This window comes from Bradyrhizobium sp. USDA 4541, from assembly GCF_024171085.1.
Classification (GTDB): Bacteria; Pseudomonadota; Alphaproteobacteria; order Rhizobiales; family Xanthobacteraceae; genus Bradyrhizobium; species Bradyrhizobium australafricanum.
Genome location: NZ_JALJZF010000001.1, coordinates 5,121,455 through 5,136,842 on the forward strand (window position 1 = coordinate 5,121,455; position 15,388 = coordinate 5,136,842).

15 protein-coding genes are annotated in these 15,388 nt (G+C 65.6%); 7 read left to right on the top strand and 8 right to left on the bottom strand.

The features are described from left to right. Positions 1-48 precede the first annotated feature (48 nt). Together J2R80_RS24125 and J2R80_RS24130 are read left to right on the top strand one after the other, a co-directional pair. Positions 49-789, top strand: a complete 741-nt coding sequence (locus J2R80_RS24125) for a DUF4239 domain-containing protein (RefSeq protein WP_018272302.1) — start codon at positions 49-51, stop codon at positions 787-789. Between the two features lie 259 nt (positions 790-1,048). Then, positions 1,049-1,435 (top strand): hypothetical protein, encoded by a 387-nt coding sequence (locus tag J2R80_RS24130; RefSeq protein ID WP_210262721.1) that lies wholly within the window; start codon positions 1,049-1,051, stop codon positions 1,433-1,435. 167 nt (positions 1,436-1,602) lie between these two features. Here J2R80_RS24130 and J2R80_RS24135 read toward each other — a convergent pair whose 3' ends face one another. Then, on the bottom strand, positions 1,603-2,184 hold the full coding sequence (locus J2R80_RS24135) for an HdeD family acid-resistance protein (RefSeq protein WP_057017581.1): 582 nt from the start codon (positions 2,182-2,184) through the stop codon (positions 1,603-1,605). Positions 2,185-2,429: 245 nt separating this feature from the next. On the opposite strand from J2R80_RS24135, the gene J2R80_RS24140 reads away from it, so the two are divergent. Beyond that, the gene (locus J2R80_RS24140; RefSeq protein ID WP_026192947.1) at positions 2,430-2,651 is read left to right on the top strand and encodes a dodecin; all 222 of its coding nucleotides are present in this window, start codon (positions 2,430-2,432) and stop codon (positions 2,649-2,651) included. Positions 2,652-2,994: 343 nt separating this feature from the next. Here the strand turns inward: J2R80_RS24140 and J2R80_RS24145 are convergent, their stop codons facing one another. The 4 genes from J2R80_RS24145 to J2R80_RS24160 all read right to left on the bottom strand — a co-directional run bounded on the left by J2R80_RS24145 (position 2,995) and on the right by J2R80_RS24160 (position 7,987). Further along, complete coding sequence (locus tag J2R80_RS24145; RefSeq protein WP_253639518.1) at positions 2,995-3,555, bottom strand: GNAT family N-acetyltransferase; 561 nt, start codon at positions 3,553-3,555, stop codon at positions 2,995-2,997. Positions 3,556-3,573: 18 nt separating this feature from the next. Further along, the gene (locus tag J2R80_RS24150; RefSeq protein WP_028336144.1) at positions 3,574-5,931 is read right to left on the bottom strand and encodes an Orn/Lys/Arg decarboxylase N-terminal domain-containing protein; all 2,358 of its coding nucleotides are present in this window, start codon (positions 5,929-5,931) and stop codon (positions 3,574-3,576) included. A 106-nt stretch (positions 5,932-6,037) separates the two neighbouring features. Next, positions 6,038-7,189: a DJ-1/PfpI family protein gene (locus tag J2R80_RS24155; RefSeq protein WP_253639519.1), complete on the bottom strand. Its 1,152-nt coding sequence runs from the start codon at positions 7,187-7,189 to the stop codon at positions 6,038-6,040. Between the two features lie 201 nt (positions 7,190-7,390). Next, positions 7,391-7,987, bottom strand: coding sequence for a tetratricopeptide repeat protein (locus tag J2R80_RS24160; protein ID WP_375162608.1), 597 nt, complete (start codon positions 7,985-7,987; stop codon positions 7,391-7,393). Between the two features lie 257 nt (positions 7,988-8,244). On the opposite strand from J2R80_RS24160, the gene J2R80_RS24165 reads away from it, so the two are divergent. Further along, on the top strand, positions 8,245-8,631 hold the full coding sequence (locus J2R80_RS24165) for an ester cyclase (protein WP_253639520.1): 387 nt from the start codon (positions 8,245-8,247) through the stop codon (positions 8,629-8,631). Positions 8,632-8,659: 28 nt separating this feature from the next. Here J2R80_RS24165 and J2R80_RS24170 read toward each other — a convergent pair whose 3' ends face one another. Together J2R80_RS24170 and J2R80_RS24175 are read right to left on the bottom strand one after the other, a co-directional pair. Then, entirely contained in the window at positions 8,660-10,393 is a 1,734-nt protein-coding gene (locus J2R80_RS24170; protein WP_253639521.1) for an adenylate/guanylate cyclase domain-containing protein, read from the bottom strand. 129 nt (positions 10,394-10,522) lie between these two features. Further along, a complete protein-coding gene (locus J2R80_RS24175) occupies positions 10,523-11,077 on the bottom strand; it encodes a PAS domain-containing protein (RefSeq protein ID WP_057019672.1) in 555 nt (184 codons plus the stop codon). A 486-nt stretch (positions 11,078-11,563) separates the two neighbouring features. Between J2R80_RS24175 and J2R80_RS24180 the strand changes: the two genes are divergently transcribed. Beyond that, positions 11,564-12,361, top strand: coding sequence for a rhomboid family intramembrane serine protease (locus J2R80_RS24180; RefSeq protein WP_057019671.1), 798 nt, complete (start codon positions 11,564-11,566; stop codon positions 12,359-12,361). 191 nt (positions 12,362-12,552) lie between these two features. After that, positions 12,553-12,981, top strand: coding sequence for a CBS domain-containing protein (locus tag J2R80_RS24185; protein ID WP_057019670.1), 429 nt, complete (start codon positions 12,553-12,555; stop codon positions 12,979-12,981). A 3-nt stretch (positions 12,982-12,984) separates the two neighbouring features. Here J2R80_RS24185 and J2R80_RS24190 read toward each other — a convergent pair whose 3' ends face one another. Further along, complete coding sequence (locus J2R80_RS24190; protein WP_057019669.1) at positions 12,985-14,031, bottom strand: patatin-like phospholipase family protein; 1,047 nt, start codon at positions 14,029-14,031, stop codon at positions 12,985-12,987. 278 nt (positions 14,032-14,309) lie between these two features. On the opposite strand from J2R80_RS24190, the gene J2R80_RS24195 reads away from it, so the two are divergent. After that, on the top strand, positions 14,310-15,386 hold the full coding sequence (locus J2R80_RS24195; RefSeq protein ID WP_028342693.1) for a hypothetical protein: 1,077 nt from the start codon (positions 14,310-14,312) through the stop codon (positions 15,384-15,386). Positions 15,387-15,388: the final 2 nt, after the last annotated feature.

Consider the following 15,388-nt stretch of genomic DNA (forward strand, 5'->3'; position numbering starts at 1 on the left):
TCCCTTGCTATCCTGCGGACCTGATTCTCTCGCAGGTTTTCGCAAGCCGTGGTTGCATTCATCGTCGCCGTCCTGATCTTCATCCTGCTCGGCGGCGCCGCGCTTGCGACCATGGCGATCCATGCCCGGCTCGCCGATCATCACCGCAGCGACGAGACCAATACCTCGGTACGCCTGGTCGCGACGCTGTTCGTCACCATGCCGTCGCTACTGCTCGGCCTGATGATGAACAGTGCCGCCAACACCTATGTGGCGGTCGATCGCAATCTGCATGTCTTCGCCACCGACCTCATCCTGCTCGATCGCAGCCTGCGGCCGCTCGGGCCGAGCGCCGACGAGCCGCGCAAGCGGCTGCTCGCCTATGTCGAGCAAGTGCTCAAGGATGTTCCGATCTCAAGGGCAAGCGCGGTGTCGGAGCGCCTGCTCGACGAGGTCGGCACCAGTCTCCGCGAACTGCGGTTCGACGACGAGCAGAAGGTGGCGCTGTGGAACGACGCGCGCTCGGTCTATCGGCAGGCAGTGCAGCAGCGCTGGACCTTTGTCGAGCAGTCCGACGGCTCGTTTCCGTCGCCGCTGATCTGCATCCTGGTCGGGTGGCTGACGCTGATGTTCGCAACCCTCGGCTTTCGCGCGCCGCGCAACGCAGTGGTGATCTCGACCACCGTCGCCGCCGCGGCGCTGATCTCGGCCGCGATTTACCTGATCCTCGAAATGAGCACGCCGTTCTCCGGCCCGATCCAGCTCTCCGACCGCCCGCTGGTGCGCGCGGTCGAGGAAATCAGGCGGTAGCATATTCGGTGTTGTAGCCCGGATGAGCCAACGGGTCGCGCGAACGCGCGCCCGATGACAGGCTCCGCGATATCCGGGGCGGCTCCCGCATGTCGCTCCGCTCATGCGGGCTACGGGACGGTATCGGCACGCGCCTGCGGCTTTATTCCCCTCGCATTGATCGCCGTCCCGAAAATTCTTCGCGCGCCGTCAGCGGAATAGTGCGCGCCCTTCGGCGTCCTTACGCATGCAAGCCATTTGCATTCGAACAGGAGACATCATGAAGACATCGATCTCGCTCGCGCTCGCCACCGCCGTGTCGCTTGCGTTCGCCTCGGCGGCCTTTGCCGCGCCGCCGACCAAGACCGGAACCACCGCGAAGGGCTCCGTCCTCACCGACGCCAAGGGCATGACGCTCTACACCTTCGACAAGGATTCCGAAGGCAAGTCGGCCTGCAACGGCCCGTGCGCGACGAACTGGCCGGTCTTGAAGGCGGACGCCAGCGACAAGGCCGAAGGCGGCTACACCATCATCTCGCGTGACGACGGCTCCAAGCAGTGGGCCTACAAGGGCAAGCCGCTCTATACCTTCGCCAAGGACCAGAAGGCCGGCGACATCACCGGCGACGGTTTTCTCAACGGCGCCTGGCACCTCGCGCAGCCCTGAGGCTTGCAGGTGGATTGAGGGTATGGCGGGTTAGCGTAAGCGTAACCCGCCATCTCTCCGCGCATGAAACGTGCGGCGCGTCACGCGGAGCTTGCCATCGGGCCGCCCTGCGAGCGGACCCGTTGGCTAACCCACCCGTCGATCGTGCCTGAGGCGACGATCGCGCCTCACGCCCTGCGCTTCAGCGCCATGCCCATGCTGATCCAGCTCACGCCGGCGCAGATCAGGTCGACGCTGAGGAAGATGCCGAGCACGTAGAGGCTCGAGACCGGCCAGCGCGCCAGGATCATGGCGCCGAGCACCAGCGTGATCAGGCCGGAGATCGCGACCATTCCCCACGGCGCTTCCGAGTTCATGCCGAACGCGAGGAAGATGCGGACGATGCCCGACACCACCAGCGCGATGCCGAGGAACAGCGTCAGCGTCGCCGCGGCGAGCAGCGGGTTCTCGAAGGTGATGAAGCCCGCCACGACATAGAGCGCGCCGAGCAGCAGCCAGAACAGGAATTTGCCCCAGGTCTTGAACTGGAACGCGTTGATGATCTCGGCGACGCCGGCGACGATCATCATGGCGCCGACGAACAGCACGCTGACGACGGTGGCGAAGAAGACGCTGCCGAAGGCGAGCACGCCGGCGATCAGGTAGATCACCCCGAGGGCGACGATCCAGCCCCACTTGGCGCGGAGGTTGGAAAGCCCGGATCCGAGGCTGTGAGGAGGTGTGGCGGGTGAGCTGGACGCAGTGGACATCGTATCGCTCCCGAATACTTGATGAAACCATGCTACCATAGGTCAAGGCCCGGACAAGGGCGGGTGCGCAGCTGGCACGAAATGCATGCTGGCACCAAAGGCGCCGCGACACGTTTATTCAATTCGTCCGGCGTGTTGCCGCGCAGCATTCGTCGGTTTTGACGATGGCCGGCCCGCATCGGACGATGGACTGTCCGAACCGCAGCGCAAGCGGTCCGGATCGCGCATCCACAGAGGAGGTCGACATGCCCGCCACGCACGACAAGGATCACGTCTACAAAATCCTGGAACTGGTCGGATCATCGGACAAGAGCATCGAGGCGGCGATCGAGAACGCCGTGAGCCGCGCGTCAAAGACGATCCGGGAAATGAAGTGGTTCGAGGTGGTGCAGACGCGGGGCCATATCGAGGACGGCAAGATCCGGCACTATCAGGTGGCGCTGCGGGTCGGCTTTACGCTGGAGTAGGGCGTTCAGGTCGCTTGCGCCTTGCAGCCTGCAGGATTACTCGGGACCCATGGGTGCGATCGGCATCCGGCTTTCCCTGCGCCCTCTGTCATCAGAGCGGCGAAACGAAATGCAAAACTCGCGCTGCAGAGGCCGCGAGAATGTCGGTGTATGACTCACCGGCCGCGCAACACATTCGCTGTCGTCCCGGCCTAGTGCGCAATAGCGCACGGGGGGCCGGGACCCATAACCACCGAAGGTGATTATTGCGCGACGCTGGGGCCACAGCCTTCCTTGCCAATCCAATCCTGTGGTTATGGGTCCCGGCCTTCGCCGGGACGACGAATGGAAAGTGTCGTGCCCATCACCGTCGCGACAGCGGCGCGGGGGGCGGCGGGGCGGTGGCGCCGGCGGCGAGCGAGCGCTGCACCATCATGGTGTCGGACCAGCGGCCATAGCGATAGGCGACACCGGGCAAATGCCCGACGCGGGCGAAGCCGAAGCGGTCGTGCAGCGCGAGCGAGGCGGCGTTGTCGCTGTCGATGTAGCCGATCATCTGGCGGAAGCCGGCGGCGGCGCAGGTGTCGATTAACTCCTGCAGCAGCCGGCCGCCAACGCGCTGGCCGGTGAAGCGGTGATGCACATAGATCGAATGCTTCACCGTGTAGCGGTAGGCCGGACGCTTGCGAAACAGCACGACATAGGCATAGCCGACCACCTCGCTGTCGCAGATCGCGACGAGGTGGGGCAGGCGGGTGTTGCGCAGATTCTTGCGGCGGTCGCGCAGATCGTCGGGCTCCGGCGTGCCGCTGTCGTCGACGCTTTCCTCGACGCCGCGGCGGATGTGGTGGCGGTAGATCGACAGCATGGCGTCGACGTCGCTGTCGCGGGACGGGCGGACGGTGATCTTGTAATCATTCTCCATTGTGTTGCGTCCGTTCGCCTATTCGGACACGACATAGGTGTAGAAGCGGACGCGGCCGGAGTCGTCGATCTCCTTGTAGATGCCCTGGACCTCGACCTCGAAGCCCGGGAACGCATTGAAGCTCGCCTCGAACATCTTCAGGTAATCGATCATCGGCTTGCTGCGTTCCGACAGCCGCTCGCCGGGCACGATGGTGGCGATGCCGGGCGGGTAGACCACGAACGGCGTCGCGGCGACGCGGCCGAAGATCTGGTCGATCGGCAGATAGTCGACATCGTTGCGGATGAGATATTGTGCGGCCTGGCGCGGCGACATCGCGATCTCGGGCAGGTGCTCGGGCAGGAATTGCCTGGCCTGCAGCGTGCTGACGCCGCCGTCGCGGAAGAAGCGGTGCATGTCGCCGCAGAGGTCGCGCAGCCGCACCCCGGCATAGCGGCCCGGACGGCGGCGGTAGAATTCCGGGATGACGTCCTCGAGCAGCGCGTTGTCGTCGTGCAGCTTCTTGAAGGCGACGAGCCCGGAGACCAGCGTGCCGGCCTTGCTGGCCTCGACGCCGGGCGTCAGCAGGAACAGCAGGGAATTGAGGTCGTTCTTTTCGGCGACGATGCGGTTCTCCCGCAAATATTGCGCCACCACCGGTGCGGGGATGCCGTGATCGGCATAGGCGCCGGTGGCGTGATCGAAGCCCGGCGTCAGCAATGTGAGCTTGTTCGGATCGGTCATGGCAAAGCCGGCCGTCAGCTCGGGGAAGCCGTGCCAGGTCTCGCCGGGATTGAGCTGCCAGTAGGACGGGTTGGTCGCGAGCTGGTCGGTCGAGATCGTCTCCCAGGCGACATTGTGCACGCCGTTCTCGCGCGCGACGTCGGGGATCATGACGCGATCCGGCACGAACGGCTCGAAGAACCAGCGCCGCTCGGGGCGCGTCTCCTTCTCCTCGAACTCGCGCTTCACGGCGCGGATTTTCTTGCGCAGCTCGATGCCGAGCCGGATCGTGTCGTCCCACAAGACTTCGCCGGAGCGGCCCTTCATCATCTGCGCGCCGACATCGAGCGAGGCGAAGATCGGATAGAATGGCGAGGTCGAGGCGTGCTGCATGAAGCTTTCGTTGAAGCGGCGGTGCTCGACCCGGCGCTTCTGGCCCTTGATGTGGCGGTCGCGGATGTGGATCTGCGAGGCCTGCGAGAAGCTCGCGAGCTGCTTGTGGGTCGATTGGGTCGCAATGATGCCGGGGGCCTCGGGGCCGAGATCGGACAGCCCCATCGCGAAGCGGCCGGCATAGATCGGGTGGAATTTCATGAAGCCGGCCCAGGCCTCGTCGAACAGGATGTAGTCGCAGAGATGGCCGATCCGCTTGAGGATCATCTCGGCCGAGTGGATGGTGCCGTCATAGGTGCACTGCTCGACCACGGCGACGCGGAACGGACGCTCCTTCTTCCAGGCGTTCTCGTCCTTGACCAGCGGGTGCTTGCGGATGTGGTCGCGCAGCGTGCCCTCGTCGAGCAGGTCCCAGCGCATCGGCCCGATCAGGCCCCAGGCGTTGCGCACCGTCGGCACGTAGACCGGGATGCCGCCGCCGATCAGCAGCGCGCCGTGATGCGCGGCCTTGTGATTGTTGCGGTCGAACAGCACGAGGTCGCCGTCGGTGACCAGCGAGCCGAGCGCGACCTTGTTGGAGGTCGAGGTGCCGTTGAGCACGAAATAGGTTTTCTCGGCGCCGAAGATCCGCGCCGCCTCCTTCTGCGCCCGCAGCGCCGGCCCCTCATGGGTGAGGAGGTCGCCGAGGTCGAGCACGGAATTGTCGAGGTCGTCGCGGAACACGGCTTCGCCAAGGTGTTCGACGAACACCCGTCCGATTGGGCTGCGGCTGTAGAACACGCCGCCATTGTGGCCCGGGCAGGTCCAGAGCTGGTTGCCTTCCTCGGCATAGTCGACCAGCGCGCCGAAGAACGGCGTCTTCAAATTCTCGGCATATTGCTTCAGCCTGGAGATCAGGTTCTTGGCGATGAAGGGCGGGGTTTCCTCGGACAGGAACACGTAGCCGTCGATGAAATCGAGCACCTCGACCGGCAGGTCCTCGAACCGCTTGCGCCGGATCAACAGGATGATCGGGAAGTCGAGGCCGCGCCGGCGCATCAGGTTGATCAGCGCCGCGGTCTTGCCCTCAAGGCCCTTCTTGCCCCAATCGACCACCATGCAGCCGATCGCGGCGTCGGTCTGCACCGCGATCTCGGCATCTTCCAGCTTGCGGGCGCGAACCACCTCGAAGCCGGAGCGCTCGATCTCGGCGATGATCTGGTTGAAGCGGATGCCCTCGAGGTCGTCGGCCTCGAACACCGGCGCAGCGAACAGGAAGTTGAAGCGTTTGAAATAGTCCATGCGTGTCCCCGAACTGGTCCGGCGCTGACGTGTCGGCACAATTCATGACAGGCAGATGACAATGGTGCGGATGGAGGATCGAATACGTTGTTGGGGACGCAATCCCTCACTGCACGGCGTCAGCCCGTGGGTATTCGAGCTGCATGGCGACGAAGTCCGCCGTATCACGGCCATAGCGTGTTTCGATCCCGGCAAGCGCCCGGTCGAGCGCCTGCACGGGCGGCGCGGTGCCGACCGCGGGCGGCAGACGATCTGCGGACCAATCCGGCGCTACGACCTGCGGATAGACGCGCAGGCCGTTGCGGGTCGTGACGACGTCGTCGGTCGCGGCGAAGGTCACGGCATGCGAGCGGTAGGTGCGCGACCAGCTGTCGGCGACCAGCGCCAGCGAGACCTCGTCGACGCCGGGGGCAAGCGCGAGGCCGAGCTGTTCCCGGTTCCAGAACGCCAGCGTGTTCCGGATGGCGGTCAGCGCGAAGGGACGCGTGAACTTGAAGGCGTTGCTGTCATGCCGCGCGTCCCAGCCGGGCAGGCCGATCTCGCGCGCGACGGCCTCAGCCCTGGTACGGCCGGCGATCGCCTCGATCAGGGTCAGCGACATCGGCATCGAGGCCGAAATCCCGGTCGTCGTCGCGACGCCGTGGTCGACCACGATGCGGCGGTCGGCGACATAGCGGATCTCAGGATGTTTGCTGCGCCAGTTCTTCAGGTAAAACCAGTGCGTGGTGGCGCGCCTGCCGTCGAGCAGGCCGGTCGAGGCGAGCACCTTGGCGCCGGCGCAGACGGCGACGATCACGGCGCCTTTCTCCGCCTGCTGCCGGACCCATTGCATGACCGCCGGATCGTCGTCGCGGCTCATCGCCGGCACGATAACGTAGTCGGCGCCGTCGCCATGTGCGGCATCGAATGCGGCGATGGTCGCATCAGGCTCGACCTTCAGCACCGGGAACAGCGCGACCGGACCGGGTCCCGTCGCCAGCGTGACGACATCGGCAACATCGGCGCGCTTGAGGATGCCGTAGGGCATCAGATAGTCGGTGGTCTCGGTCATGTCGTTGATGCCGAGCATCGCGATCAGCGGGCGCGACCGCTTCGGCGGCTTCAGCGCCGCGAGCGTTGCATCCTGCTCGGCCTTGGCGATCGGAGGCGGAACCCGGAACGCCGATGCGGCGGGCAGGGTGAAGAGCCAGATGCCGCCGATGATTGGAACCAGCGCGGCAACGGCGATGCCGCTCCACGCGAGAAGCCGCCAGGTCATGATGATCGATCTCAACGTATCCGCGTGCGTCGCCCGGCACGCAAGCTACTCGCCGGCCACGTCGACCAAAACGGCGAAATTCCCGCAAAAACGGACACGCGAACAAAGCGGCTCACAGGCATAGCCCGGACGAGCGACAGCGACATCCGGGGCCGGTCCTTCCCCGCATGTCGCTCCGCTCATGCGGGCTACGCGACGCGCTCAGTAGACGAGGTTCGTGCCCGGCGGCTTTTCCAGTGCCGCCGCCAGCGTCCGATACTCCTCGCAGTCGGTGCCACAGATCTCGGCGATCCGCTGCAGATGATACTGCGCCTGGTCGCGGTTTCCCTGTTCGATCTGCCACAGGCCGTAGTAGTTCCACGTCAGGACGTGGTTCGGATCGGCCTTGAGCGCACGTTCGTACCAGACTTGCGATTGCTTGTAGTCGCCGAGCTTGCGATAGGAGTAGCCGATCAGGTTCGCGACGTTCGGCTGATCATCGCGGCCGAGTGCGTGCAACTGATCGATCGCGGCGGTGTAGTCGTTGCGTTCGTAGATTGTCGCATAGGCTGCGCGATAGCCGTCGCGGAACGCCGGGTCTTCGAAGCCGGACTGCTTGACGGGCTTCTTGATCTTGTGCGTGGTCTTTCTGTCCTTTTGCTGGGGATAGGACGGCGCGGGAGTGCCGTAGCTCGACCCGTATGGGTCGCCACCACCACCACCGCCGCCACCACCGCCAGCCGCGACGGCGGTCTGCGGTGGGAACAGAATGATCGGCGCTGTCAGGAATGCCGCAAGCATCATCGGTGACTTGATCATGTACGCCTCCGATTTGACAAGGACAGTTATTGACCTGAAGCACTAACTCCCGATCGCGGGAGACATTCCGCGCGTTTTGAGAAATTGTTTGCCGAAGCGGCAATCGCACTGTCGCTTCGGGACGTCGCGCCTTCACGTGCACGCCGGCTGAGTGTTTTGTTCGCGCCATCGGACATCGGAATCGAAACTGACATCGGTGTTAGAATCGCACTCAGATGCTCAATGGCCATCTGGACCCGCGGCAAGGAGGACGATCGATGATGAAAACGGACCTCGCCGAGATCTACCGGAACTACATTGCCTGTTTGAATCGCCAGGACTGGCTGCAACTCGGTCAGTTCGTTGACGAGGATGTGTGCCACAACGGCCGGCGGCTCGGGTTATCCGGCTATCGCGCGATGCTGGAAGGGGACTTTCGCGACATCCCGGACCTTCGCTTCAACATCGTTCTGCTGGTGTCGGATGCGTCCCATGTCGCGAGCCGGCTGGCGTTCGACTGTTCGCCGAACGGCGCGTTCCTCGGTCTCGGCGTCAACGGCAAGCGCGTCTCCTTCGCCGAGAACGTGTTCTACGAATTCCGCGACGGGAAGATCGTGCAGGTCTGGTCGGTGATCGACAAGGTTGCGATCGAGGCCCAGCTGTAGCGGCGGAGCCTGGATACGGGTGACGCGGTTACTTCCGCTCCAGATGCCAGGCGCCGTCCCAATCGGCCGCCGGCGGATCTTGCCTGAGCGCTGCGACGCGCGCCTTCATGGCGATCGACGGGCCGTCGCCGGGCGCCGCCGCCAGCGCCGTGGTGAAGGCTTGCTCGGCGTCATCCCAGCGGCGCTCGCGATAGGCGGCGAGGCCGTCGACGTAACGCTGCCGCAACTCGGTCTGCGCCGGCGTCAGTTCGTCCTTCTTGCCGAGGATCTCGAACACCGCGACCGGCTGGGTCTGCCCCATCACGACGAGGCGGTCGATCTCGCGCAGCTCGATGGTTGCGGCGCAGGCCGCGGCGGTGGCCTCCGAGATCAGGCTGCGGCTGCCGTAGAACTTGTTGGCGCCTTCCAGCCGCGAGGCTAGGTTCACGGTGTCGCCGAGCACGGTGTAGCTCATCATGAACTCGGAGCCGATGCTGCCGACCAGGGCCTCGCCGGTGGCGATCCCGATCCGGATGTCGCAATCGGCCGGAATCACGCGGACGCCGAGCAGTTCCGGCAGATCCTTGCGCAGCTGGTTGACCTGGCCGATCATGTCGATGGCGGCAAGCGCGGCCAGATGGGTCTGCTCGGCCTCCTCGACGAAGGGCGCGCCCCAATAGGCCATGATGGCGTCGCCGATATATTTGTCGATGATGCCGCGATGCGCATGGACCGGCGCCGACATCGTCGACAGGTAGAGGTTCATGATCTTGACGAGGCCGCTCGGCGTCACGCCCTCGCTCAGGCTGGTGAAGCCCTTCATGTCGCAGAACATCACCGTCATGACGCGGCGCTGTCCTTCGGTCGCGGCGATCGCGGGCTGTTCGAGCAGGCCCTCGGCGATCCGCGGATTGATGTAGCGGCCAAACGTCTCGCGGATGCGCTGGTTGTGGCGCAGCGTCTCGATCATGCGGTTGAAGGCGGCCGAGAGCTGGCCGATCTCGTCCTGGGTTGTAATGGTGATGGCGCCGTCGAGGCGGCCGGCCTCGACCTCGCGGGTGCTTTCGAGCAGGCGCATCACCGGACGCGTGATGCCGCTGCCGACCAGCATCGCGAACACGAAGCCGAGGATCGCGGCAATGGCGGTCACGACGCCGGAGATGATGATCGCCCGCTGCTGGGCACTCATCACCTTTGCGGCGGCCGAAGCGACCTGCGCCAGCATGTCGGCACGGATGCCCTCGATCCTGGTGTTGAAGTCGTCGCGCAGGGCGTCGGCGCGCAGCGTGGTCGCTTTCGCCGCCGCAAAGTCCTTGGCGTCGATTTGCTCGAGCAGCGTCTTGTTCTCTGCGTTCAGGCGCATCAAGAGGTCGTTCACGGCATTGTCGATGCGGTCATCGAGGCGTCCGAGCGCGGCGTTGTCGGATGGCGTCGAGGGATCGGCGATGATCGCATCGATCAGCGTGCGCGCGGCGTCGGCCTCGCGCTTGATCAGGGGCTCGATCTCGTCGAAGGCCTTGCGCGCGCTTTCGTAGCCGGAGTCTTCGCCCGGCGCCTGCATCTTCGCCATCATCATCCGGCGCATGGCGAGCGACCGCTCCAGCGCGCGGATGTTGACGCGGGCGAGGTGGCCATAGGCGGGGATGTAGCGGTTGGTGAGTTCGTCGAGGAGATGGCCGACCTGGCCCGCCATCACCATCGACAGCAGCGAGGTGACCACCGCGAGGATGATGAGTCCCGCGGCAATGCCGACGATCTTCTGCCTGATCGAATTCCGAAACATGCCCAACCCGGCCGCAGCTGCAATGAGCGGGTCCACCCCGCCGTGGCGGCCAGACAGCTAATAGAGTTCCGCGGGGCGCGGTGCAAGCGACCGGCGCCTGCCATCCCGTCCCGAGGCGGGCGCCGGCGGCTAGCGCAGGCCTTCGTAGACCATCAGGCCGCGCGCGATGGCGAGCTTGCGCAGGGTCCGCGGCACGAACCGCTCCTGGGGATGCAGGTAACGCCACGAGGTCAGCACCAGGTCGTGCAGCCGGCCGACGTCGTCCTCGAACGGGGCGAGCAGGCCGGTGAGGCTCGCCGGCATGTGGACGCGGCTCGTGAAGGGCAGCAGCAGCAGCTCGAGATGCGCCTTGGCGCCGCTCTCGGTCGTGGCGGTGATGCCGGCGATGGCCGGCAGGGTCTCTTCGACGACGCAGGTGATGATGTCTTCGATCTCGCCGCGGCTCGCACCGGTGAACAGGGCGGAAAAGCTCCGGTTCTTGAGGTCGCAACCGAGCAGGGCGGAGGTGCGGGTGCCGGCGACGCGGAACGGAAATCGGGTCTCGCCGTCATAGGACAGCACGAAGATGTCGGACAGTAGTTCGCGTACCGCGGACGGCTCGAACTCACTCCGGTCAGGTGCACGTGCGGTGCCGCGCTTCGCATTCCAATATGCGAAGAACTCGCGGCTCGAGCTGTGTTTCATCTAAACCTTGCCCGGCACCTGTCTCGGCGGGACACATCTGTCCCGGTTTTGCTCAGGCGCCTTCCCTTCTCTGTTGTGCAGGGAAGGCTGTGCAGCGTCCATGCCGTGGCCGCGCTTTGGGCGGCTTATCGGCAGCTTTGTGTTGTTAACGTAAATTTAACTATGTCCTTGGCCCCCGCGGAACCAGTGGGTAGGGTCCGCGCGTTCTCGTTCGCGCCGGCTGCCCCAAGCGCCGGCGCCTTTGGTACACAGGTGGCGTCAAACAGTTTGGTCACCGTGCGGGGAGGGGTGGGGATTTTCTCCCGATCCCTCCGGGGCACGAGAAGACCAGCAGACCAGGGAGGGCGTTCTCAGCGCCCTCCCTTTTCTTTTGTCCCGATTCCGCACTGCGCGACACCCGGTGTCCGATTTTGGGATTGTGCACTTGCACAGGGGTGCGAAAGCCGCCTATCTCTGATCCACCGCCGCATCGAGGTCGCCGACCCCTTGGACTCCCATCCCGAATCCCCGCTCGCGCCGCCGCCGGAGGCGCCGCGCGAGCCGATCCTGACCTTGCCGCCGGCGCTCACCGCCTACATCCTCCTGATCGCGGTGATTCATCTGCGGGTGCTGCTGCCGCCGGAGCTGGAGAACTGGACCATCGACGTCTTCGGCTTCATCCCGAAGCGCTACGATTCGACGCTGCTCGACATCACCTTTCCGGGCGGCGAAGGCGCCAAGGTCTGGACCTTCGTCACCTATTCGCTGCTGCACGCCAACCTCACCCATATCGGCTTCAACGTGCTGTGGTTGCTGCCGTTCGGCAGCGCGCTGGCGCGGCGCTTCGGCGCGCTGCGTTTCTTCGTCTTCATGGCGGTGACGGCGGCCGCCGGGGCGCTTGCGCATCTGTTGACCCATGAGCACGCGATCGCGCCGATGATCGGAGCGTCGGCTTCGGTGTCGGGGACGATGGCGGCGGCGATCCGCTTTGCCTTCGTGAAGGGCAGCTTCCTGTCGTTCAGCCGTGGCGATGCCGAGGCGGCGGCCAAGGTGCCTGCGCTGTCGCTGTGGCGGGCGCTGCGCAACGGACGGGTGCTCGCCTTCCTGGCGATATGGTTCGGCGTCAACATCCTGTTCGGCGCCACCTCGCTGTCGCTCGGCGGCGAGGGCGCGAGCGTCGCCTGGCAGGCGCATATCGGCGGCTTCCTTGCCGGACTGCTGCTGTTCTCGTTGTTCGATCCGGTGCCGCGCACGCGGGACGATGCTGCAGATGCGTCGTCGGTGGATCAGTCGGGGCGCGTCTGATCGCCGCTTGCGGCCTGGATCGAATTCCTCCATCATCTTTGTGACGCAGAAACAAAGCGGGCCGACAAATCGAGCCCTGCTACTCGCCGCGCCCCGGAACCGAAATCGGCGCGGAACTGTTGATTGAAGACTCTGGCGAACAGGCTCGGCTCCGCTCAAGCGGGGCGCGAGCGGATTCAGGGAGGCCGACAATGACGGTACGTTCCATTCTCGATGCAAAAGGCCATCAGGTCATGAGCGTCGCGCCCGGCGCGAAGCTCTCGGCCGCGGTCAAGCTGCTCGGCGAGCGTAGGATCGGCGCGGTGCTGGTGATGGAGCAGAGCCGCATGGAGGGCATCCTGTCGGAGCGCGACATCGTGCGCGTGCTCTCTGAGCGCGGCGCGGGCGCGCTGGACGAACCGGTCAGCGCGGTCATGACCAAGAAGGTCGTGAGCTGCCGCGAGTCCGATACGGTCAGCGGCATCATGGAGATGATGACCACGGGGAAATTCCGCCATCTTCCTGTCGTCGAGGACGGCAAGGTGGTCGGGCTGATCTCGATCGGCGACATCGTCAAGCGGCGCGTCGAGGAATATGAGCGCGAGCAGGAGGCGCTGCGCGACTACATCAAGACCGCCTGAGCGCTACTTCCCGGTGCTGCCCGCGCCGCTCGACGGCGGCGCCAGGATGTCGATCGCTTCCTCGATTGCGCTGATGGAGCGTTCGGCGGCGCGTATCCCGTGCGCGATCAGGTCGTCGGCGCGGTGGAAGTCGAACCAGCCGATCTGACCGACCCGCGGCGAGATCAGCATGTCAGGCGGATCGCCGGCAAGGCGTGCGCGGGTGATGCGGTCCTGCATGATGTTGAAGGCGTCGACCATGACGCTCGAGATGCCGGGCCGGCTGGCGCTGCCGAAAAACTCCCGCTTCACGGTACGTTCGGCGGAGAAGAAGCGGCCAAACCGGCGCTTCGGCGGCTCCGGCTCGAGTTCGGCCTCGGCGGTCACCGCAACCGTCACCTCCGGCGCGGCGGACGGGCCGTGATTGTAGATCGTGGTCGAGTGCGCGAACACGTCGCTGGAGAGGTTCGCCGCAATGACGATCTCGGCGCCGAGCGCGCGCGCGGCCGAGACCGGCACCGGATTGACCAGCGCGCCGTCGACCAACCAGCGGTCGCCGATCAGGACCGGCGCGAAGATGCCGGGCAGGGCGTAGGAGGCGCGCATGGCGTCGACCACGCGACCCTGGGTCAGCCAGATCTCGTGCCCGGTGCGCACTTCGGTGGCGACGCTGGCGAACTTGACCGTGAGGTCCTCGATCATGACCTGGCCCAACGCAGCCTCGATCTCGGCGGCCAGCTTGGCGCCGCGGATCAGGCCGGAGCCGTTGAGGCGGATGTCGAGGTAGCCGAGCACGCTGCGCGGCTGCAGGCCGCGCGCCCATTGCTCCAGCGTCTCGATATGGCCGGCCGCATAGGCGCCACCGACCACGGAGCCGATCGAGGTGCCGACCACCACATTGGGGACGATGCCGTGGGCCAGCAGGGTCTTGATGATGCCGATATGGGCAAAGCCGCGCGCGGCGCCGCCGCCGAGCGCAAGCCCGATGACCGGCCGGCGAACCGTTCCCAAGCCTACCTTGTCGGGGCCGTCGGAGCTCTTGTGGCCTCGGCCCATCCAGCTATCCAACACGACAAATCTCCTGCCAGCGCGAGACTAGGCTGCGCAGCATGGCTGCGCCAGCGTCGTCCGTCTTCATGGTTAGTCCCACAGGCACGATTCATGCCCCGGGTAGTCCGCGGTAGGCAGGGAATGTGACTGGACCGCGACGATAGGGCTAACATCGGCTTGATCGCGCGGTTCCAAATGGCGGACACCGCCCACCCGGACTGTGACAAAGCCTTGGACGCCCCCTGGATCCCCTTGGACGAAGGCTTGAATTTGCCGCGTTTTCGTTGAAAACCATGATGATGACTTCGAGGGGCAACGGCATCGGCGGATGCGGACGGGGCATGCGGCTCCTTCCGCTGTTGACGCTTGCGGCATTTTTGCTCGCCCTGATCCCCGGTTCCGTATCTGCACAGTTCTTCAGCGACCGGCCGCCGCCGATTCCGCCCGCCTCGGTCCCGGAGGTGCCGTCCGGTCCGGCGCTCAACCTGGCGCCGCCATCGGGCGGCGGTTCAGGGCCCGTTCTGCCTGGTCCGCTGAACCAGCCGACCATCGTCCAGCCCTCGATTGCGACCGTGCCGCCGGTGGTAGCAGCGCCGCCGGCCGGGTCGCCGGCCGCGGGGCAGGCGGTGCTGTCGCTGACGGCGCGGTACGGCAAGGACCTGCCGGTCATCAATGCCGGGCTGGTGTGGCGGGTGTTCGCCGACAAGCCTGACGACAACGGTACCTACAAGCTGGTCCGCGAAGAGCGCGGGGCGACGCCCAACGTGGTGCTGCCGCCCGGCAACTATGTCGTCCATGTCGCGCTCGGCCTCGTCAGCGCAGTGCGCGCCGTCAGCCTGAAGTCGGAGACCGACCGCGAGTCCTTCGTGCTGCCGGCCGGGGGCCTGCGGATCGAGGGTCGGGTCGGCAGCAGCAAGATCCCCGCCAACCAGATCTCGTTTGCGATCTACAAGGGCAGCCAGTTCGACGGTTCGGACCGTGGACCGATGGTGCCGAACGTTGCCGCCGGCGACGTCGCGCTGCTGCCCGAGGGCACCTACTACATCGTCTCCAACTATGGCGACGCCAACTCGGTGGTGCGCTCCGACATTCGCGTCGGGGCGGGCAAGCTGACCGACGTCACCGTCACCCATCGCGCCGCCGTCATCACCCTCAAGCTGGTCAGCGAGCGGGGCGGCGAGGCGCTTGCCAACACCGCCTGGTCGGTGATCACGCCGGGCGGCGACGTGATCAAGGAATCGATCGGCGCGTTCCCGCGCGTCGTGCTCTCCGAGGGCGAGTATCGCGCGATCGCCAAGAACGAAGGCAAGGTGTTCGAGCGCCCCTTCAATGTCGTCAACGGTGTCGATGGCGAAGTCGAGGTCGTGGCGCGCTGACG

Excerpts from the sequence above, each read along its gene's own strand:
- J2R80_RS24130 (WP_210262721.1), top strand. The coding sequence starts at position 1,049 with ATGAAGACATCGATCTCGCTCGCGCTCGCCACCGCCGTGTCGCTTGCG.
- J2R80_RS24135 (WP_057017581.1), bottom strand. The coding sequence starts at position 2,184 with ATGTCCACTGCGTCCAGCTCACCCGCCACACCTCCTCACAGCCTCGGA.
- J2R80_RS24140 (WP_026192947.1), top strand. The coding sequence starts at position 2,430 with ATGCCCGCCACGCACGACAAGGATCACGTCTACAAAATCCTGGAACTG.
- J2R80_RS24145 (WP_253639518.1), bottom strand. The coding sequence starts at position 3,555 with ATGGAGAATGATTACAAGATCACCGTCCGCCCGTCCCGCGACAGCGAC.
- J2R80_RS24150 (WP_028336144.1), bottom strand. The coding sequence starts at position 5,931 with ATGGACTATTTCAAACGCTTCAACTTCCTGTTCGCTGCGCCGGTGTTC.
- J2R80_RS24155 (WP_253639519.1), bottom strand. The coding sequence starts at position 7,189 with ATGACCTGGCGGCTTCTCGCGTGGAGCGGCATCGCCGTTGCCGCGCTG.
- J2R80_RS24160 (WP_375162608.1), bottom strand. The coding sequence starts at position 7,987 with ATGATCAAGTCACCGATGATGCTTGCGGCATTCCTGACAGCGCCGATC.
- J2R80_RS24165 (WP_253639520.1), top strand. The coding sequence starts at position 8,245 with ATGATGAAAACGGACCTCGCCGAGATCTACCGGAACTACATTGCCTGT.
- J2R80_RS24170 (WP_253639521.1), bottom strand. The coding sequence starts at position 10,393 with ATGTTTCGGAATTCGATCAGGCAGAAGATCGTCGGCATTGCCGCGGGA.
- J2R80_RS24175 (WP_057019672.1), bottom strand. The coding sequence starts at position 11,077 with ATGAAACACAGCTCGAGCCGCGAGTTCTTCGCATATTGGAATGCGAAG.
- J2R80_RS24185 (WP_057019670.1), top strand. The coding sequence starts at position 12,553 with ATGACGGTACGTTCCATTCTCGATGCAAAAGGCCATCAGGTCATGAGC.
- J2R80_RS24195 (WP_028342693.1), top strand. The coding sequence starts at position 14,310 with ATGACTTCGAGGGGCAACGGCATCGGCGGATGCGGACGGGGCATGCGG.